This window comes from Arthrobacter sp. P1_H7 (assembly GCF_056405215.1).
Genome location: NZ_JBFUCO010000010.1, coordinates 220,281 through 240,003 on the forward strand (window position 1 = coordinate 220,281; position 19,723 = coordinate 240,003).

Consider the following 19,723-nt stretch of genomic DNA (forward strand, 5'->3'; position numbering starts at 1 on the left):
CGCTGCGGTCGAAGCGCTGGCCACGGCGCCGGCCAACGGGTTCAGCGGCCGGCTTCGTCGTCGTCCGCTCCGTGCGTGGCCGCCTGCCGGGCGGCCTTCTGGACTACGGCCTCGAGCTCATCGGAGCTCAGCAGCTCCGGGTGCAGGTGCTTGGTCCGGTAGCCGGCCCGGCCCACCATGTGGGCGGACACGGGGACGGTGAGCAGCTGGAAGAGCCAGGCCACCAGCAGGACGGGCCACACCGACCAGGTGCGCATCTGCAGGCCGAGCGCCGCCAGCAGCAGGAACAGGCCGAGGACCTGCGGTTTGGTGGCCGCGTGCATCCTGCTCATGAGGTCCGGGAACCGCAGCAGCCCGATGGCGGCGGCGAGGGACATCAGGGCACCGGTCACCATGAACACGCCGGAGACGGCGTCGATCACTATGTCAGGATTCACGGACGCCCTCCCGCCTGTCGGCCACGAACCGGGCTACGGTGACCGAGCCGACGAAGCCGATCAGGGAAATCGCAACGAGCAGCATCAGGTTGTTGAGGTGCCGGTTGGCGGCCATGTCGATGCACAAGGCTGCGCCGAAGATGGCCAGCAACACGTCTGCGGCGAGAACCCGGTCCAGCAGCGAGGGCCCCCGCGCGATCCTGACGATCGCCCCCGCGGCGGCCAGGGACAGTACGACGGCGGTCACCGTCAGGACGGTCTGCATCATGCGGCGATCTCCTGTGTCAGTGCGGAAAGTTCGTCTTTGGTCCCCATGATCCGGATCAGCCCGGCCTCGGTGTCCCGGACCTCTTTGCGCAGCTTGGCTGCGTCCCCGGCATTGCGGACGTTGATGCCGTGGATGTAGAGCGTGGACGTTGACCTGTCCACCTCCACCACGAGGGACCCGGGAATCAGCGAGATCACATGCCCGGTGGCCGTGACCAGAAGGTCCGAATGGCTCCGGAGCGGCACGGCGACGATTGCGCTGACCACGTCCGGGCCGCGGACCACGGCCAGGTACATGACCTGGAAGCTTGCCGCGACGACTTTTCCAAGGAAGATGAGGGCGAAGGGCACGGCGCGGAGCACGTTGAAGCGGCCGCCGAGTTCCACCGGGGGCAGATAGAAAATGCGCGCCACGAGCACCGCGATGAGGGCTCCGAAGAGGAGATTGCCCGGGCTGAAGTTCTGCCAGAGTGCGCCCCAGACAAAGACGAGCCACACCAGCAGGGGCAGTTCCTGGCGCAGTGAGATCCTTTTCCGGTTCATTTCCCGCTGCCCTCCTGGCCCTGCACCGGATGGACTGACGGGGGCACCGGCGGCACGGGCGCGTCCTGGCCGAGCACAGCCTGGATGTACGAGGTCCGGTCCAGCATCTCCTGGGCGGACTGGTCTGCCACCCTGAACAGCGGCCCGGCAAAGACGGTCAGGGCCACGCCAAAAACCACCAGGCCCAAGGTGGAGCCCACCATGGTGCGGGGCAGCAGGGTCACATTCGTCTTGCCGGCCCGGTCACCCGTGGCGGAGTCGGCCGGCGCTGCCAGGAGCACCGGATCGGGGTGTTCGGCGTCCTCGGGCTTGCGCCAGAACGCCCGGTTCCAGACCCTCGCGATCGCCAGCAGGGTCAGCAGGCTCGTCAGCACGCCGCCGATCACCAGGGCGTAGGCCAGCGGCGTTCCCAGTTCCACGCCTGCCTGAAGCAGCCCCAGCTTGCCCAGGAAACCCGAGAACGGCGGGATTCCGGCGAGGTTCATGGCGGGAATGAAGAACAGGACCCCCAAGACCGGGGAGAGCTTGGCCAGCCCCGCCACGCGGTCCATGGATGAGCTGCCGCCACGGCGTTCAATCAGGCCGGTCACCAGGAACAGGCTGGTCTGGACGGTGATGTGGTGGGCCACGTAGAACACCGCGGCGCCCAGGCCGGCCACCGTGGACATGGCCAGGCCGAACACCATGTAGCCAATATGGCTGACCAGGGTGAAGGACAGGAGCCTCTTGATGTCGCTTTGGGCCAGGGCGCCGAGGATGCCCACCACCATGGTCAGCAGCGCGGCGACCATGAGCGGGCCGTTGAGCGCATCCCCCGGGAAGAGCAGCGTTTCCGTCCGGACCATCGCATAGACGCCCACCTTGGTCAGCAGCCCGGCAAACACCGCCGTGACCGGGGCCGGTGCGGTGGGGTACGAGTCAGGGAGCCAGAAGGACAGCGGGAACACTGCGGCCTTGATGCCGAAGGCCACCAGCAGCATGACGTGCAGCAGCGTCCGCGTGCCCTGGTCGAGTTCCCCGAGCTTGATGGCGAGGTCCGCCATGTTGATGGTTCCGGTGGCACCGTAGATCATGGCGATCGCGATCAGGAACAGCACCGACGACACGACGGACACCACCACGTAGGTCACGCCGGCCCGGATGCGCGGGCCTGTCCCGCCGAGGGTGATGAGCACGTAGCTGGCCGTCAGCAGGATCTCGAAGCCGACGTAGAGGTTGAAGAGGTCCCCGGTGAGGAAGGCGTTGGACACCCCGGCTACGAGGATCAGGTAGGTCGGGTGGAAGATCGAGACCGGCGCGTCGCGGTCGCCGTCGGCCATGCCCTGTCCGGTTGCGTAGATCAGCACCGCGAGGCTCACGGCCGAGGACACCACGAGCATGAGGGAGGAGAACTGGTCCACCACCAGCACGACGCCCCAGGGCGGCAGCCAGCCGCCGATGTTCACCGCGGCCGTCACGCCATCCCAGACGGAGGCCAGCAGCCAGCATTCCAGCAGCAGGGTCAGGGTCAGCACGGCGATGCTGACCGCGCGCTGGACCCGGGGGTGATGGATGAGCAGGAATGTCAGGGCGGCGCCCAGGATGGGGAGTACGACGGCGAGCGGGGCAAGGCTGGTGATGGTCACTTTCCGCCTCCTTCCGGGCTGGGGTCAACGTTGAGGGAGCCGGGCTGCTCTTCAGAGGCGGCCTTGTCGGCCCGCACGGCGCGGTCACCGGACATGACCGTGGCCAGTGGGAACTCTGAAGTCTCGACCGGGATCACGGAGTCGTCCTCGGCATCGAAGCTTGGCGTCTGCGCGACGCGGCGGTCCTCGGCGTCGTCCTGGATTTCATCCTGGCGGGCCAGGACCCAGGTGCGGTAGATGATGCCCAGCATGAACGCCGTGACGGCGAAGGAGATCACGATCGAGGTCAGGATCAGGGCCTGCGGCAGGGGGTCGTTGTAGTCCCCCGCCGCGGTGTCCTTGGCGAACAGCGGCGCCAGACCGGAGTAGCCGCCGGTGGCGAGGATCAGCAGGTTGGTGGCGTTGGCCAGCAGCATGAGGCCCAGCAGGACCCGGGTGAGGCTGCGTTCCAGGAGCAGGTAGATGCCACAGGCGTAGAGGGCGCCCATGACCGTCAGCAGGGTCAGGTTGACGCTCATGTTCTCCCCTTGGCGGTGGTTTCGGCGTCATCCGCCTCGGCGGGGACTCCGCCGGGGACTCCGTCGTCGTCCTCTTCGGAACGCCCCTCTTCAGCGGGCACCTCTTCGGACGGCTCGGGTTGTTCTTCGAAGTGCTCGTCGATCTCCGCACCGAGGCTGCGCAGCACGTCCAGAGCGAGCCCGACGACCACGACGTAGACACCGATGTCGAAGATGGTCGAGGTGACGAACTTGATGTCGCCGAAGACGGGCAGCCACAGCTCCACGATGGCGCTCTGGAACACCTGGCCGCCCAGCAGCAACGGCGTCATTCCGGCGGCCGCCGCCGTGGCCAGTCCGATCCCCAGCAAGGTGCCGGCGCCGACGGGTGTGGCTTCGCGGAGTTCGAAGCGGCCGCCGGCCAGGTAGCGGATGGTCAGGGCGAGGCCGGCGGTGAGGCCGCCGGCGAAGCCACCACCGGGCAGGTTGTGGCCGGCGAGCAGCAGATAGATGGAGAACACGATCATCGAGTGGAAGATGAGCCGGGTGACCACCTCGAAAATGATCGAGCGGCGTTCGGGGGCCAGGGTCCGGCCGGCCACCAGCCAGGCGTCACGCGTGGCGGCAGCGAACCGCCGGTTCATCGCCAGGGCGGCATCCTCCCTGCTGCCTCTGGCCCCGGTCCGCCGTCCCACTGTGCCTTCCTCGACGGTCGCGGCTGTCCGGATGCGGTCGCCGCGGCCGCGGACGAATATGAGGCTGGCCACGCCGGTGGCGGCCAGGGCCAGGACGGAAATCTCGCCGAAGGTGTCCCAGGCCCGTATGTCCACCAGGGTCACGTTGACGACGTTGAGGCCGCCGCCGCCCTCATAGGCCAGTTGCGGGAACTGCAGGGAAACCGGCGGTGCCACCCGGGCGCCGAGGGCGTGGATGGCCACGAAAATCATGGTGACGCCGAATGCCAGGCCGATCACCACGCGGATAACCCGGTATTTGCCGCCGGTGCGGTCCCGCAGCCCCGGCGGAAGGCTCCGCATGGCCAGCACGAACGCCACCAGGATCATGGTTTCGACGAGCATCTGGGTCAGGGCAAGGTCCGGGGCCCCCTGCAGGGCGAACATCATGGCAATCCCGTAGCCGGTGACGGACACCATCAGGACGGCCAGGAACCGTTTGTTGGCGCGCACCGCTGCCAGCGCCCCGATCACGATCCCGGCGCCGGCCACCAGCTGCAGCGGCGAGCCGGGATCGATGACATAGAGGCCGGGCGGCAGGGGTTTGTTGGCCAGCAGCAGCGCCGTCAGCGGCAGGACGAAGGCCACGGTCAGGATGACGGACAGGTAGAAGAACAGCGAACCTCGCTGGGTCCGGCCGGTGACCCAGACCGCGGTGTCGTCCAGGGCGCCGATGGTCTGCTGGTAGGCACGGTCGCTGTCGATCCAGCCCGGCACCAGCGCCTGCAGCCGGGCCACAGCATTGCGGCCGTAGAACATGGCCAGGCCCAGGACGAACGTCACTGCCGTCAGGCCCAGGGCCGGGGTGATGCCGTGCCACAGCGCCAGGTGCCCGGGCGGGGCCTCGGAACCGTGCACAAAAAGCTCCGCATAGGGCTGGATCCAAGCGTCAACGGGGGCCGGCCACAGTCCGTAAAGGACGGTGAGGAGGCTCAGGATCGCCGGTGCGGCGAGGAACGCCGGTTTGACCGGCTTGAAAGCCGTGGGCTCCACGCCGGGCTTGACTGCGAAGGCTCCCCACATGAACCGGGCGCTGTAGGCGAAGGTCAGGATGGAGCCCAGGACCACACCCGCCAGCAGCCAGGGCCCTGTCCCTGTCTCCGTCTTGTACTGAAGGAAGGCCTCGAACACCGATTCCTTGGCGACGAAGCCGGCCAGCGGGGGCACGCCCGCCATCGAGGCCGCGCCGATCGCCGCTACGACCGCCAGTGCCCTGGCCGAGCCATAGACGCCGGAGAGCTCGCGGATGTCCCGGGTTCCGGACTGGTGGTCGATGATGCCCACCACCAGGAAGAGCGTGGCCTTGAACAGCCCGTGCGCGAGGAGCAGGGCTATTCCGGCGAGTGCCGCGTCGGGGGTGCCGAGGCCCACCACCATGGTCATGAAGCCCAGCTGGCTCACGGTGCCATAGGCGAGGATGAGCTTGATGTCGGTCTGCCGGAGGGCCCGGTAGCCGCCCACCAGCATGGTGGCCAGGCCCAGGCCGAGCACGATCGGCAGCCACGGCGCGGTGTCCGCGAATCCGGGGGCCAGCCGGGCCACGAGGTAGATCCCGGCCTTCACCATGGCCGCGGCGTGCAGGTAGGCGCTCACGGGGGTGGGGGCAGCCATCGCGCCCGGGAGCCAGAAGTGGAAGGGCACCAGGGCGGATTTGGTGATCGCACCGATCAGGATGAGGACGACGGCGGCGTTCACTGCCCCGCCCGCGGGGCCGGCGACCAGGGTGGGAGCCAGGTCCATGATGGCCTGGATCCGGTAGGTCCCGGCCGTCGAACCGAGCATGATGAGCCCCACGAGCATGGCCAGGCCGCCGGCGGTGGTCACCACGAGTGCCTGCAACGCCGAGCGCCGCGCGGACAGCCGGGTGCGGGCGTAGCCGATCAGCAGGTAGGACAGCACCGTGGTCAGTTCCCAGAAGATGAACAGCAGCAGGAGGTCATCAGCGGTGACGAGGCCGAACATCGCCCCGGCGAAGGCCAGGAGCTGGGCGCCGAAACCGCCGAGGTAGTCGTCCTTGTCCTTGAAGTAGCGGGCGCAATAGACCAGCACCAGCGCACCCACGCCCAGCACCAGCAGGGACATGACCCACGCCAGGGCGTCCATCCGGAACGCGAGTGCGAGCTGCAGCCCGGGAATCCAGGGGATCACTTCGGTAATCGCGCCGTCAGAACCTGAATAAACTGCGTCGTGCTGCAGCAGCAGCCAGATAAACGAGGCCGCGGGGACCGCGGCCAGGGCGAAGAACGAATTCCTGCCAAACTTTCGGAACAGCAGCGGGGCCACAGCAGCCACCGCAAAGTGCACGGCAAGGACTGTGATCACTGGTATCTCCGCAACGTCAGAAAGTCGATTGTCAGCAAGTTGGAGCAGGCGGGTCATTTGTTAGGTTCGGTGCCGACAGTTTACCAAGCGTGTACAAATTCTTTTGGCTGGGACACCGGCCGCTGAACAATTCGACGCAAATGTGAAGCCGGGGCCAAGCTCGGCCTGGCAAAACCCGCTGCCGGCTGCCCCTCGGAGGACCCGCAGGGCGGCTACGATGCTGGCTATGAACACTGCCGCCGCCCCAGAGGACATGCGCCCCTCGGAACTGGAATCGGGAAGTCCTGTCCCGCACCGGGGCTGGATCCTCGCGTGGGCCTCGTGGGACTGGGGTTCGTCAGCCTTCAACGCCGTCATGACAACGTTTGTTTTCACCGTCTACCTGACCTCCAAGGCATTCGGCGGGGAGGACCAGGCCTCGGCAGTCCTGGGCGCCGCGCTGGCCGTCGCCGGGTTGGCCGTTGCCCTCCTGGCCCCGGTCACCGGGCAGCGCTCGGACACGGGCGGCCGGCGGAAACTGTGGCTGGGGGTCAACACGGCCGCCGTCGTCGTCCTGACCGGGCTGTGCTTCTTTGTTTTCCCACGGCCGGACTTCCTGATCCTGGGCGTCACGCTCATAGCGCTGGGCAACGTCTTCTTCGAGTTTGCCGGGGTCAACTACAACGCCATGCTCACCCAGATCTCCACCCCGCGGAACATCGGCAAAGTGAGCGGCTTCGGCTGGGGAATGGGGTATCTCGGTGGCATTGTGGCGTTGCTGGTTGTGCTCCAGCTCTTTGTCCAGCCCAGCCTGAACTGGTTTGGCGCCTCCACCGCGGACAGCCTGAACATCCGGCTGGTGGCGGTGTTCTCGGCGCTGTGGTTCCTCGTCTTTGCCTTGCCCGTGCTGTTCGCGGTCCCGGAGCTGCCACGCTCGGACCGGGGCGCGGGCCTGGGGTTCCTCGCCTCCTACGGCCTGCTCGTCCGGCGCATCAAGGCGATCTACCGGACCAGCCCGCACACGATCTACTTCCTCCTCGCGAGCGCCATCTTCCGGGACGGGCTGGCAGCGGTTTTCACCTTTGGCGGTGTGATCGCGGCCGGCACCTTTGGCTTCGAGCTCAAGGACGTCATCTTCTTCGCGATCTTCGGAAATGTCGTGGCGGCCGTCGGCGCCATCCTCGGCGGCTTCCTGGATGACCGGATCGGGCCGAAGACCGTGATTATCGGGTCCCTCGCCGGCCTGCTGGTCGCGGGTACCGCGATCCTGGTCCTCGGCAACGGGAGTTACGAGTTCGTTGGGATGGCCTGGGCCGGGACCACCACGTTCTGGGTCTTTGGCCTGCTGCTGTGCCTCTTCGTGGGACCGGCCCAGTCGTCCTCCCGCGCCTACCTCGCCCGGCTCGCCCCGCACGGCGAATCCGGCGAGCTGTTCGGCCTCTACGCCACCACCGGCCGGGCCGTGAGCTTCCTCGCCCCTGCCCTCTTCACGCTGTGCATCGCCGTCGCCACCCCCTTTGTGGCCACCGGTGAGGCCCAGCGCTGGGGCATCCTCGGCATCATGGTGGTGCTGCTCGTGGGCCTGCTTGTGCTCCTGCCGGTCAAGGCCCCCGACCAGACCGAAATCGCGATCGTCCCCGAGTCCTGAGACGGCCGAATCACCGGTTCGCGCACTAGGCTGATGTTATGAACGTGGATGAGACGGACCTCCCCGGCCTCGGCCGGCGCAAGGACTTTATGACTGCCTCCGGACGCCGGATCGGCGTGGTCGAATATCGCGAGGGCCAGACGGAACTCATCGTCTCGACCTGGGACGATCCTGACACTTGCCAGGCCTCCGTCCCGCTGACCGCGGACGAGGCCGCAGCCCTGGGCAACCTCCTGGGCGGCCAGCGCATCGCCATGCAGCTCTCGGAAGCCCATCGGGAAATCCCGGGCATTGTCACGCGCCAGTTTTCGATCAGCGCTGAGTCCCCCTTCCAGAACCAGCCGATGGGGAAGGCCTGCATCCGGACCCGCAGCGGGGTCTCGATCGTGGCCATCATGCGCGAAGGGGAGGTCCTGCCCTCCCCGGGACCCGACGTCGTCCTTCATCCCGGTGACCTCCTCGTTGCGGTGGGCACACAAGAAGGCCTGGACACGGCGGCCGGCATCCTGCGCAACGGATAAGCGGCATGGATCCGCTCGCGCTGACCCTGATCGAGCTGGGGGCCGTCGTCTTCTGCCTCGGCCTGCTGGCCAGACTGGCCGGGCGGATCGGCATGTCCCCCATCCCGCTCTATCTGGTGGGCGGGCTGTTCTTCGGGGCCGGGGGCCTGGTCAAGCTCGAAGGCATGCACGAGTTCGCGCACCTTTCCGGCGAGATCGGCGTAATTCTCCTGCTGCTTATGCTTGGGCTGGAATATACGGCGTCCGAGCTCGTCACTGGCCTGCGGCGGTCCTGGCAGGCCGGCGTCCTGGACCTGCTGCTCAATTTCCTGCCCGGTGCCGGGCTCGCCCTGATGCTGGGATGGGGCGTCGTGGGGGCCATGGTGATGGGGGGCGTCACCTACATATCTTCGTCCGGGATCGCCGCCAAGGTCATCACGGATCTTGGCCGGATCGGCAACCGGGAAACCCCGGTGGTCCTGTCCATCCTGGTCTTTGAGGACCTCGCCATGGCCGTGTACCTGCCGGTCCTGACCGCCACGCTGGCCGGTGTCAGCTTCCTGCTGGGGCTGCAGACGGTGGGGATCTCCCTGGCCGTCGTCAGCCTGGTCCTGGTGGTGGCCCTACGGCATGGACACCACGTGTCCAAGGCCGTGCACAGCGAAAACTCCGAGGTTTTCCTGCTCAACCTGCTGGGCGCGGCGCTTCTTGTCGCGGGGCTCGCCGCAGCCATGCAGGTTTCAGCGGCGGTGGGCGCATTCATGCTCGGCATCGCGATTTCCGGCGCCACGGCCCACAGCGCCACCCGCGTCCTGGAACCGCTCCGTGACCTCTTCGCGGCCCTCTTCTTTGTGGTTTTTGGCCTCAACACCGACCCCCGGTCCATCCCCCCGGTCCTGGGCTGGGCCCTGCTGCTGGCCCTGGTGACGGCAGCCACCAAGATGATCACCGGGTACTGGGCGGCAAAACGGGCCGGGATTGGCATTCCCGGCCGCTACCGCGCGGGCGCCGCCCTGATCGCACGCGGCGAGTTCTCGATTGTCATCGCCGGCCTGGCCGTTGCCTCCGGCGTGGTACCCCCGGATCTGGCAGCCCTCGCCACCGCCTACGTTCTGATCATGGCGATCGCGGGGCCGCTGGCCGCCCGCTTCGTGGAGCCGCTGGTCCGGCTCCTGCGCCGTCCCGTGCGGCGGCCCGCGTTCCGGACCTCCGGCCCGGCGTAAGGCTGCCCCCGCTGCGAGTCAGCGCGCCGGCGGCCTGGCCGGATGCCTGGCGTGGCTGCCTGGCGTAGCCGTCCGGCTAGATGCCCGGGGCTAGATGTTCGTGAGGTGGAAATTCAGGTGGCTGCGGCTGGCTGTGGGGCCGCGCTGGCCCTGGTAGCGGTTGCCGTATTCCCCCGAACCGTAGGGGTGCTCCGCCGCCGAGGACAGCCGGAAGAAGCACAGCTGGCCGATCTTCATGCCGGGCCAGAGCTTGATGGGCAGCGTGGCCATGTTGGACAGTTCCAGCGTGACGTGGCCCGAGAATCCGGGATCGATGAAACCCGCCGTCGAGTGCGTCAGCAGGCCGAGCCGGCCGAGCGAGGACTTGCCCTCGAGGCGGGCCGCGATGTCATCCGGCAGCGTCACGGTCTCGTAGGTGGAGCCAAGGACGAACTCCCCCGGGTGCAGGATAAACGGCTCGCCGGACTCCACTTCCACCAGACGGGTCAGCTCGGGCTGCTCCTCGGCCGGGTCAATGTGGGCGTATTTGTGGTTGTCGAACAGCCGGAAGAACTTATCGATCCTGACGTCCACCGAGGACGGCTGGACCATCTCGGGGTCGAAGGGCTCGAGGACAATCCGCTGGGAGTCAATTTCGGTTCGAATGTCGCGGTCAGAGATCAGCACAGGTTCAAAAATACCGCACGGCGCCCTGCCCGGCTTCACGGGCGGGTGCAGCCACCCAGTGTTACTTCACCGGTCCGTCTATTCCGTGGCGGGCATATCTTCGAGGAGGGACTTGAGCCGCTCGAGTTGGCCGACCTCGGCCTTCATTCGCCGGCGGAAGGGGTTCCTCATCCGGACCACGAACCCCCTGGGCTCGTACTTCAGGGCGAACCGGACGCGGGTGCTGGGACCCTCCGTGCTCAGGTAGTAGCCGCCGTGCGGCCGGGCCGGCCCGACAATGACCTGGTACTGGATCTCCGCCCCCGTCCGGGCTTCGACGATTTCGAAGTCCGCGGCCACGGGTCGTCCGCCGGGTCCGGCGACCGTCTGCCGGTACACGGCACCTTTGGCACCGGCGGCACCGGAGAGGAGTTCCACGCTCCGGACCCCTTCCCGCCAGAGCGGCAGGTGGGCCGGGTCCAGGAGGAAGTTGTACACGCTCATGGCGTCACGGTGGATGACGACGTCGTACTCTGCGAATGCCACAAAAATCCTTGCTCGGCGGACGGCAATGGGCGTAGCCCGCTTCCCCCGAACTGCAGCTAACCACTTCAGGATATTCGCCGGGGCCGCCAGTACCGCGGCGGCTCCAGGTCCTTTACCGAACAGTTACGGCTTGCCGGACCGTAGTCGGCTCCGCGGCTACGTCACAGCGGCTACTTATTAGTCAGTCTCGGTCGCATCGAAGTTGGGCTCGCCTCCCTCAGGCACCGTGGACCTGCCGGGTCGCCCGTTTGACGGAGATGGCCGCTTTCCGCGGCGGATTAACGGCCATCTCTGGCAGCCGGAGGGGTATGCTGCCCTAGATTTCACCCGAGTGACCTGTTCGGAGAATGCCCGCGGCTGAGGTAATGTAAACCTCGTTGATCGGGACTCACGGCTGGAATTCAGGCCGGTCCCACTGCGGCTGTAGCTCAATGGTAGAGCGCTAGCTTCCCAAGCTTGATACGCGGGTTCGATTCCCGTCAGCCGCTCCAATTGCCTCCACAGCATCCAGCGCTCACTGGTTTCCGCAGCGCTAACGGTTCTCCGCCACGAAGCAGGACGGCGGCGCCGTGGATCCACGGTGCCACCGTCCGAAACCGTAGCGGAAAGCCCTGTGCGCCCGGATGTCCCCCAGGCTCCCATTAGGTTGCTACCTGTATCGTCGGAAGTCAGGAACCTCTTCGGTTCCGCTACAGGAGCAATCATGGCTGACAAATCCCCCCGTCAAGCAGCATCCAAAAAATCCGGCAAATCCATCAAGGAAAAGCGCGCTGACAAGAGGGCCGCTTCAGCGCCGGCCAGCTCCCTCGATAAAGTGACCGCCGCAAAGACGGCGAGCCCCAAAAAGAAGTGACCGGTACACCGAATTACCTCACTCTCGGCATCCTCGCCTCCACGCGCAAACCGGACGAGCGGCGCCTCCCGATCCACCCCCTGCACCTGGACCGCATCGCGCCGGAAATTCGGGACCGGATAATCCTCGAGGAAGGCTACGGCAAGCGCTTCGGCCTTTCCGACGCCGAGCTCACGCCGCTCGTGGGGCGCATCGCACCGCGGCAGCAGCTGCTGGCCGACGCCGACGTCGTCCTCCTGCCCAAGCCGCAGCCCGAGGACCTGGCCGAGCTCCGCGACGGGCAGGTCCTCTGGGGCTGGCCGCACTGTGTGCAGGACCGGGCCATCACCCAGCTGGCAATCGACAAGAAACTGACGCTGATCGCTTTTGAGGCGATGAACCACTGGGCCAGCGACGGCGGCTTCGGACTCCATGTCTTCCACAAGAACAACGAGCTCGCCGGCTACTGCTCCGTGCTGCACTCCCTCGCACTGACGGGGTCCACCGGTGACTACGGCCGCCGGCTAAGCGCCGTCGTGATCGGCTTCGGGGCCACCGCCCGCGGGGCCGTGACCGCGTTGAACGCCCACGGCGTCCACGATGTGCAGGTGCTGACCAACCGCGGGGTTGCCGCGGTGGGCTCGCCCATCCACTCGGTCCGGATCGCGCAGTTCGACCACGATAACGAAGCGCCGTTCCTCAGCGAGGTCATTACCGAGCGCGGGCGGGTGCCGCTGGCGCCGTTCCTCGCCGAGCGTGACATCGTGGTCAACTGCACGCTGCAGGACCCCAACGCGCCGCTGACCTATCTGCGCACCGAGGACCTGTCCGCTTTCCGGCCCGGCAGCCTGATCGTCGACGTCTCCTGCGACGAGGGCATGGGCTTCAGCTGGGCGAAAACCACCACTTTCGCCGAACCGATGTTCAAAGTCGGGGACCACATCGACTACTACGCCGTGGACCACAGCCCGTCCTACCTCTGGAATTCCTCCAGCTGGGAAATCAGCGAGGCGCTGCTTCCGTTCCTCAATACTGTGGTCTCGGGCCCCGAGGCCTGGGCGGAGAACGAGACCATCCGCCGAGCGATCGAAATCCGCGACGGCGTGGTCCTCAACCCGGATGTGCTGCAGTTCCAGCAGCGGGAGGCAGAGTTCCCGCACCGCCCCCGGGCGGTCTAGGGAGTTCCCATACAAAAGAGGGCGGCTGTTGCGTGAATCCACGCAACAGCAGCTGTCCGCGCCGGGCGAGGACGACGGCGACGGTCGCGGCGGCCAGCACCGGCACGCCGCCGGCAACGAGGACGGCGGTGTGCGGGTCCGCGTGCTCGGCCAGCCAGCCCATCATCGGGCCGCCGATCGCCTGGCCGCCGATCAGCACCATGATGTACAGGCTCATCACCCGCCCGCGGATGGCCAGGTTGGCGCTGACCTGGACCAGCTGGTTCGCGGCGGTCAGGAACATCAGGCACCAGAAGCCGGCCAGAACCATGGCCACGCCAAACCACGCCATCGACGGCGCCAGGGAAGCCAGGCACAGCATGAGCCCGTACATTCCGGCGCCCAGCACCACGGTGCGCAGCCGCAAGGCACGCCGCCGGGCCGAGGTGATGGCGCCGGCCAGGGCCCCGAGGGCCACGAGCGTGTTGAGCAGCCCGTAGCCGCCGGCACCGGCGTCGTACACGTGGTCCGCGAACGCGGCCAGCAGCACCGGCAGGCTCATCGCGAACACCGCGATGAACCCGGCCATCAGCCAGGGCCAGTAGATGGTCGGCTTGCTGAGCGCGTAGTCCAACCCTTCCCGCAGCATGCCCCGGCGCTTGGCGGCCGGAGTGCTGACATGCAGCTGGTCCGTGCGCAGGCTCAGGAGCATGGCCACGGTGAAGCAGCAGGCCACCGCGTTGGCGGCAAAGGCCCAGCCCGCGCCCACGGCGGTCAGCAGGAGCCCGGCGATCGCAGGACCGATCAGGCCGCCCAGCTGGAAGATCGTGGAGTTCACACTGATCGCGTTTCGCAGGTAGCCGGGGCCCACGAGCTCGTTGACGAACACCTGGCGGGCCGGCTGGTCCAGCACGGTCACGAGGCCCAGGACCAGCGCGATCGCGTAGACCTGCCCCACTTCGATCCGCTGGCTGAGCGCCAGGACGGCAAGGACCGCGGCCAACGCGGCGGCCACAGACTGGCACAGCATGAGGATCTTCCGCTTCGCGAAGCGGTCCGCCATCATGCCGGCCCACGGGCCCAGGAACAGGGACGGCAGGAACTGCAGGGCCACGGTGATGCCGACGGCGGTGACGGAACCGGAGAGCTGGAGCACCATCCAATCCTGCGCGATCCGCTGCATCCAGAGCGCAATGACGGCGACGAAGTGCCCGATCGCGAAGATGCGGAAGTTGCGGACCTTCAGCGAAATAAAGGTGTGGCGCCAGGGCAGGCGCTCGTTGACGACGGCGAGTGGTTGGGTGATGGTGTCCGGCAGGGAAGCTGCGTTCGCCTCTAGCGGCGGAGGGGGTGCCACGGAAAAGTCCTCAAAAGATGCGGGTGAGTGGGATGGACTTAACGCTAGGCTGGCCCCAAGAGATTATGGAAGCCTATTCAACGCATAACTCGCATTACAGAACGTAATGCAGGGTTGGCGGCACCCGATCCGGAGACCCCCCATGTTTGAACCCGCCCAGCTCCGCTCGTTCCTGGCCGTGGCCGAAACTTTGAGTTTCACCAAGGCCGCGGAGCGCCTCGGCCTGGCCCAACCCACCGTCAGCCAGCACGTCCGCAAGCTGGAGACCGCCGCCAAGCGGGTGCTGATTGCCCGGGATACCCGGGATGTACGCCTGACCGACAATGGCGATGCCATGGCCGGGTTCGCCCGCAGCATCCTCGCCGCGCACGACTCCGCCGCCCGCTATTTCTCCGGCTCCGCCATGCGCGGCCGACTGCGCTTCGGCACGGCCGATGACCTCGCCATCACGGGGCTGCCGCGCATCCTCCGGGAGTTCCGGCAGATCTATCCGCAGATCAACCTCGAGCTGACGGTGGGGCAGAGCGACCAGCTCTACAAGCGCCTCAATGCAGGGCAGCTGGACCTCGTCTTTGTGAAATGGGTGGCCGGGGCCAAGGACGGGACCGTGGTCCAGCAGGACGCCTTCGCCTGGGTCGGCTTGGAGCAGACCGTGCTGGAACCGTCTGATCCTGTCCCGCTGATCGCCTACCCCTCCCCCAGCCTGAGCCGGAAGCTTGCGATCGACGCCCTGGAGGCCACTGGGCGCACGTGGCGGATCACCTGCACCACGCGTCAGATCAGCGGCGTGCTGGCCGCCGTCCGGGCCGGCATCGGGGTGGCGGTGATGCCTTCCTCCCTAGTGCCGGAGGACCTGAAAATCATCACCCGCCGCTTCGATTTGCCGCCGGTAGGCGACGTCGATTTCACGCTCATCCGCAATCCGCTGGCCAACACCGAGGTGATCGATGCCCTCACGCAGGCGATCGTGGGCCGAACCCTGAAGCGACCGGCCTGACGCACGGGCGGTCCCGCAGCCAGCGCTGATCCGGCCTCGGCGCATACGGGGCGGACTACCCGGACGCGAGCAGTACTTACTTGACCATACTTACTTGACCATACTTACTTGACCATTGAACGGTGCACGTACTTCCTCTATCCTGACAATACTTAAGATCAACCGTTCGAGGTCAAGCAGTGGCCCACGACAACGATTCGAAATACGAACGCTGTCCGTCGCTGACGCCCTATGGCTGGCGTCGGGGCGTTCGGGATAGGCCGCCATTGATGCCAGCCATTAATCATCCCCGACTGTCCGCCCCCGCCACCCACGCGCCAAAGTCTGCCCGTCCGGTAAACGCGCCGTCCCACCCCGCGGCGGCCATGCACCACGCGACCGCCGGAATGCAGCACTCAGCCGCCGCCCAGCACGCGACCACCCCGGGCCAACTGGGAATCCGCCCGGCTACCCTCGCAGAGTCCGATTATGTGGCCAGCCCGTACTGCGAACACTGCGGCACGGACGAGTTCATTTTCCTTGAGACCTTCGTCCCGGCCACGCACCGAAGGGACGGCTCCGTCAGCAAGCTCGGCGAGGTCACCTACTTCTGCTCGGGCTGCGACGATTTCTCCGCCCACGCGGTCCCGGCTTCCTGGGTCCCGCCGGGCTGGTACTTCGGCTAACCCGGACTCCGCTTATCGCCTTCGCCGTTAAACGCCGTCGCCGCCGTGCCGCACCTCATGGTGCCTGCACAGCGGCGACAGTGTTTTAGGTTCCAGCACGCCCGAGCCGGGGTTTTAGCAGCCCCGGGCTAGATCAGGGCGTCCGAGATGTGGTTGGGCGTACCGAAGCGGTGCGCCGTGATGCTGATGGCCTGCTCGTGCAGGAACGGCAGCAGTTCCACGGGTCCGGCTTCCGTGACGGGGTGGACATACACCGCCAGGTCCGGGCGTCCGCCCGTGGCCTCGGACAGAGCCTTGGCGTCCCCGCCAATCAGCCGGATCCGTGCGCCGGAGAGCTTGCCCGCCGCGGCGAGGGTTCCGGCGGAAGCGAGCCATTCGGCGTCGTTCTCAACAGTCGCGGCGACGCCAAGCCCGGACAGGACGGCACGCAGCTGGGCGGGCAGTTCGACGGCGGTGGAGACCGTCAGGGCGGACCCGGCCAGGACGCCGGCGGCGACGGTCCGGACGAGGCCGGCAAGGGCCTCGCCTTCCGCGAGGCGGACCGTGACGGGCAGCGCACGGTACCGGAAGACGTTGCGCTCCGCGCTCAGGCCGGAGACGTCCTTCGCGGTGCCGAACTCTTCGGCCCAGGCGCGGGCGTCGGAGGCGAGCGCGCGCTGCAGCGGTGCGAGTTCGTCGGCGGTCAGGAAGCCCTTGGCCGCGTCCTCGATCCGGCGGACGCCGGCGTGGGCGGGAGCAGCGCCCGGGGTGCCGGCGGCGGTGCTGGGCTTGCTGACCCATTCGCCGAGGCCGAAGAGGTAGTTCGGCCCGCCGGCCTTGGTGCCGGCGCCGACGGCGGATTTCTTCCAGCCGCCGAAGGGCTGGCGCTGGACGATCGCGCCGGTGATGCCGCGGTTGACGTAGAGGTTGCCGGCCTGGATGGTGTCCAGCCAGATCCCCAGTTCCTCGGTGTTCAGCGAGTGCAGGCCCGCGGTGAGGCCGTATTCGATCTGGTTCTGGATCGCGATGGCCTCCTCAAGGGTCTCCGCCGTCATGACGCCCAGGACCGGGCCGAAGAACTCAGTGAGGTGGAAGTAGGATCCGCGGCGGACACCGGAGCGCACGCCGGGGCTCCAGAGCTTGCCCGTGTCATCGAGCTTCCGCGGCTCGACAGCCCAGGTCTCGCCCTCGCCGAGGGTGGTGAGGGCGTTCAGGAGTTTGCCCGTGGCGGGCTCGATGATGGGGCCCATCTGGCTCGCCGGGTCCTGCGGGTAACCGACCTTCAGCGAGGTGACGGCGTCGATCAGCTGGTTGTGGAAGCGCTTTGACATCGCCACGGAGCCGACGAGGATCACCAGCGAGGCGGCGGAGCACTTCTGGCCGGCGTGGCCGAACGCGGAGTACGCGACGTCCTTGGCCGCGAGGTCCAGGTCCGCGCTCGGGGTGACGATGATGGCGTTCTTGCCGCTGGTCTCGGCCAGCAGGGGCAGGTCCTTGCGGAACGAGCGGAACAACTCGGCGGTCTCGTAGCCGCCGGTCAGGATGACGCGGTCCACGGCCGGGTGCGAAATGAGCTGCTGGCCCAGTTCCCGCTCGCCCAGCTGGACCATGGTGAGCACGTCGCGCGGAACGCCGGCCTCCCAGAGGGCCTCGATCATGACGGCGCCACTGCGGCGGGCCTGCTTGGCGGGCTTGACCACGACGGCGGAGCCGGCGGCGAGGGCCGCGAGGGTGGAGCCGGCCGGGATGGCGACCGGGAAGTTCCATGGCGGCGTCACGACGGTGAGCTTGGCCGGGACGAAGGTGGCGCCGTCGACGTCGTCGAGCTTGCGGGCGGACTCGGCGTAGTAGTGCGCGAAGTCGACCGCCTCGCTGATCTCGGGATCGCCCTGGTCGATCGTCTTGCCGGTCTCGGAGGCCATGACCTCCAGGAGGTCCGCGCGGCGGGCTTCGAGGACGTCGCCGGCGCGGTGCAGGATTTCGGCGCGCTCGGCGCCGGAGAGTGCACCCCAGGCCTTGCCCTTCTCGACGGCGGTGTCGATCACGGCGTTCAGGGTCGCGGCATCGTTGATTGTGGCAGCCTCGACGGAGGCGTTGCCCAGTGTCGACGTCGTCACGCGGCCCAGGATGGCGCGGCCCCAGTCGCGGTTCGCGGGCAGCGACGGATCCGTGTCAGCGGTGTTCTCGAACGAGTCGCGCGGCAGCGGCGCGGCCGGAAGGGCGCGGTTCTGCAGCCGGTTTGGGCCCGGGACCTCGTCGTCGAGCTTGGCGAGCGAGGCGAGGAAGCGCTGCTTCTCACGCTCGAAGAGGGACTCGTTCTCGCTGAGCTCGAAAACGGCGGACATGAAGTTGTCCTGGCTGGCGCCCTCTTCGAGGCGGCGGATCAGGTAGGCGATCGCGACGTCGAACTCGGCGGGGTGGACTACCGGGGTGTAGAGCAGGAGGGAGCCGACGTCCTTCTTGACGGCTTCGGCCTGGCCCTGGGCCATGCCGAGCAGCATTTCGAATTCGATGCTCTGCTGTGCGGTATCCGCGATGCCGCGCTGCTTGGCCAGGAGCCAGGCGAAGGCGATGTCGAAGAGGTTGTGGCCGGCGACGCCGATCCGGATGTTGCGGATCCGGTCCGGGTGCAGCGAGTAGTTGATGACGCGCTTGTAATTGGTGTCCGAGTCCTGCTTGGTGCCCCAGGTGGCGAGCGGCCAGTCATGCAGGGAGGCCTCGACCTGCTCCATCGGCAGGTTGGCGCCCTTGACGACGCGGACCTTGATGGCGGCGCCGCCGTCGGCGCGGCGGGCGGCGGCCCAGTCCTGCAGGCGGATCATGGCGGACAGGGCATCCGGCAGGTAGGCCTGGAGCACGATGCCGGCCTCGAGGTTCTTGAACTCGGGCTTGTCCAGGATCCGGGTGAAGACCGCGATGGTCATGTCCAGGTCCTTGTATTCCTCCATGTCCAGATTGATGAACTTGGCTTTCTGCCCGGTGGACGCGTAGGAGGCGGCGCGGGTGAAGAGCGGGGTGAGCTTCTCCACGACATGCTCCACGGCCTCGTCGAAGGCCCATGCCGAGTGCGGGGCCACCGTGGAGGAGACCTTAATCGAGACGTAGTCGACGTCGGGCCGGGACAGCAGGGTGTGCGTGCCCTCGAGCCGGCGGGAGGCCTCGTGTTCGCCGAGAACGGCTTCGCCGAGGAGGTTGACGTTGAGCTTGATGCCGTCTTTGCGGATCTTGGCGATGGCCGGGCCGAGCTTGGCGTCGGTGGCGTCGACAATGAGGTGGCCGACCATTTCACGCAGCACCCGGCGGGCCACCGGGATGACCACCTGGGGCAGGACAGGGGCCATGGTGCCGCCGAGGCGGACCGCGCTGCGCATGTACCAGGGCAGGAAGGCCGGGACCTTGGGGGCCAGGGCGGCGAGGTTGCGGGCGGCGACCTGCAGGTCTTCGGGACGGACGACGCCGTCGACGAACCCGACCGTGAAGTCCAGGCCGTTGGGGTCCTTCAGGACCCCGGCGAGCTGCTCGGCAGAGGCGTCGACGGGCACCTTAGCGGCCTCGGTGAGCCAGTGGCGCACCAGCGCGATGGTGTCCTCGGCGAGGGCTGCGGCCTCAAGGACCGTGGAGCCTTCCGAAACGGCGGCGTGCGTGGCGTCGTTGCCTGCGGCGTTTCCGGTGGTGGCGCCGGACTCCGTGGAGATGTTGGTCATGGCTGAAACACGTTCTTTCTCAAAATGTGGACCTCTTAGGAAACAGTATGCGACCGGATTTTCATA

17 protein-coding genes and 1 tRNA gene are annotated in these 19,723 nt (G+C 67.4%); 8 read left to right on the forward strand and 10 right to left on the reverse strand.

The window, feature by feature from the left end:
- Positions 1–41: 41 nt before the first annotated feature.
- The 6 genes from mnhG to AC1DXI_RS11960 are packed head-to-tail and all read right to left on the reverse strand — an operon-like array spanning position 42 to position 6,425.
- Positions 42–395 carry a monovalent cation/H(+) antiporter subunit G gene (gene mnhG / locus AC1DXI_RS11935; RefSeq protein ID WP_476938841.1) on the reverse strand — a complete coding sequence of 118 codons (354 nt, stop codon included), beginning with the start codon at positions 393–395 and terminating at the stop codon, positions 42–44.
- 31 nt (positions 396–426) lie between these two features.
- Complete coding sequence (locus AC1DXI_RS11940; protein ID WP_018774043.1) at positions 427–705, reverse strand: MrpF/PhaF family protein; 279 nt, start codon at positions 703–705, stop codon at positions 427–429.
- Positions 702–1,247, reverse strand: a complete 546-nt coding sequence (locus tag AC1DXI_RS11945) for a Na+/H+ antiporter subunit E (protein WP_476938800.1) — start codon at positions 1,245–1,247, stop codon at positions 702–704. Before AC1DXI_RS11945 ends, AC1DXI_RS11940 begins: the two co-directional genes overlap by 4 nt.
- Positions 1,244–2,872, reverse strand: a complete 1,629-nt coding sequence (locus tag AC1DXI_RS11950) for a Na+/H+ antiporter subunit D (RefSeq protein WP_476938801.1) — start codon at positions 2,870–2,872, stop codon at positions 1,244–1,246. Before AC1DXI_RS11950 ends, AC1DXI_RS11945 begins: the two co-directional genes overlap by 4 nt.
- Positions 2,869–3,390, reverse strand: coding sequence for a Na(+)/H(+) antiporter subunit C (locus AC1DXI_RS11955; RefSeq protein ID WP_476938802.1), 522 nt, complete (start codon positions 3,388–3,390; stop codon positions 2,869–2,871). The genes AC1DXI_RS11950 and AC1DXI_RS11955 overlap by 4 nt, the downstream gene beginning before the upstream one ends.
- Positions 3,387–6,425, reverse strand: a complete 3,039-nt coding sequence (locus tag AC1DXI_RS11960) for a Na+/H+ antiporter subunit A (RefSeq protein WP_476938803.1) — start codon at positions 6,423–6,425, stop codon at positions 3,387–3,389. Before AC1DXI_RS11960 ends, AC1DXI_RS11955 begins: the two co-directional genes overlap by 4 nt.
- Positions 6,426–6,651: 226 nt before the next feature.
- On the opposite strand from AC1DXI_RS11960, the gene AC1DXI_RS11965 reads away from it, so the two are divergent.
- The 3 genes from AC1DXI_RS11965 to AC1DXI_RS11975 are packed head-to-tail and all read left to right on the forward strand — an operon-like array spanning position 6,652 to position 9,775.
- Positions 6,652–8,052, forward strand: coding sequence for an MFS transporter (locus AC1DXI_RS11965; RefSeq protein ID WP_476938804.1), 1,401 nt, complete (start codon positions 6,652–6,654; stop codon positions 8,050–8,052).
- Positions 8,053–8,090: 38 nt separating this feature from the next.
- Positions 8,091–8,573, forward strand: a complete 483-nt coding sequence (locus AC1DXI_RS11970; RefSeq protein ID WP_018774037.1) for a cation:proton antiporter regulatory subunit — start codon at positions 8,091–8,093, stop codon at positions 8,571–8,573.
- 5 nt (positions 8,574–8,578) lie between these two features.
- Positions 8,579–9,775 (forward strand): cation:proton antiporter, encoded by a 1,197-nt coding sequence (locus AC1DXI_RS11975; RefSeq protein WP_476938805.1) that lies wholly within the window; start codon positions 8,579–8,581, stop codon positions 9,773–9,775.
- A gap of 90 nt (positions 9,776–9,865) precedes the next feature.
- Here AC1DXI_RS11975 and dcd read toward each other — a convergent pair whose 3' ends face one another.
- Both dcd and AC1DXI_RS11985 read right to left on the reverse strand, forming a co-directional pair.
- A complete protein-coding gene (gene dcd / locus AC1DXI_RS11980; RefSeq protein WP_018774035.1) occupies positions 9,866–10,441 on the reverse strand; it encodes a dCTP deaminase in 576 nt (191 codons plus the stop codon).
- Positions 10,442–10,519: 78 nt separating this feature from the next.
- Positions 10,520–10,966: an SRPBCC family protein gene (locus AC1DXI_RS11985; RefSeq protein ID WP_476938806.1), complete on the reverse strand. Its 447-nt coding sequence runs from the start codon at positions 10,964–10,966 to the stop codon at positions 10,520–10,522.
- Between the two features lie 417 nt (positions 10,967–11,383).
- Here AC1DXI_RS11985 and AC1DXI_RS11990 point away from each other — a divergent pair.
- The 3 genes from AC1DXI_RS11990 (at position 11,384) to AC1DXI_RS12000 (ending at position 12,976) form a co-directional block, all read left to right on the forward strand.
- A tRNA-Gly gene (locus AC1DXI_RS11990) sits at positions 11,384–11,457 on the forward strand.
- A gap of 212 nt (positions 11,458–11,669) precedes the next feature.
- On the forward strand, positions 11,670–11,819 hold the full coding sequence (locus AC1DXI_RS11995) for a hypothetical protein (RefSeq protein ID WP_018774018.1): 150 nt from the start codon (positions 11,670–11,672) through the stop codon (positions 11,817–11,819).
- Positions 11,816–12,976: a N(5)-(carboxyethyl)ornithine synthase gene (locus AC1DXI_RS12000; RefSeq protein WP_476938807.1), complete on the forward strand. Its 1,161-nt coding sequence runs from the start codon at positions 11,816–11,818 to the stop codon at positions 12,974–12,976. Before AC1DXI_RS11995 ends, AC1DXI_RS12000 begins: the two co-directional genes overlap by 4 nt.
- On the opposite strand, the gene AC1DXI_RS12005 is transcribed toward AC1DXI_RS12000, so the two are convergent.
- Positions 12,909–14,312, reverse strand: coding sequence for an MFS transporter (locus tag AC1DXI_RS12005; RefSeq protein ID WP_476938808.1), 1,404 nt, complete (start codon positions 14,310–14,312; stop codon positions 12,909–12,911). The genes AC1DXI_RS12000 and AC1DXI_RS12005 overlap by 68 nt on opposite strands.
- A 142-nt stretch (positions 14,313–14,454) precedes the next feature.
- Between AC1DXI_RS12005 and AC1DXI_RS12010 the strand changes: the two genes are divergently transcribed.
- Together AC1DXI_RS12010 and AC1DXI_RS12015 are read left to right on the forward strand one after the other, a co-directional pair.
- On the forward strand, positions 14,455–15,309 hold the full coding sequence (locus AC1DXI_RS12010; RefSeq protein ID WP_018774015.1) for a LysR substrate-binding domain-containing protein: 855 nt from the start codon (positions 14,455–14,457) through the stop codon (positions 15,307–15,309).
- Positions 15,310–15,578: 269 nt separating this feature from the next.
- A complete protein-coding gene (locus AC1DXI_RS12015) occupies positions 15,579–15,974 on the forward strand; it encodes a hypothetical protein (protein WP_476938809.1) in 396 nt (131 codons plus the stop codon).
- Between the two features lie 128 nt (positions 15,975–16,102).
- Here the strand turns inward: AC1DXI_RS12015 and AC1DXI_RS12020 are convergent, their stop codons facing one another.
- Positions 16,103–19,657 carry a proline dehydrogenase family protein gene (locus AC1DXI_RS12020; RefSeq protein ID WP_476938810.1) on the reverse strand — a complete coding sequence of 1,185 codons (3,555 nt, stop codon included), beginning with the start codon at positions 19,655–19,657 and terminating at the stop codon, positions 16,103–16,105.
- Positions 19,658–19,723: the final 66 nt, after the last annotated feature.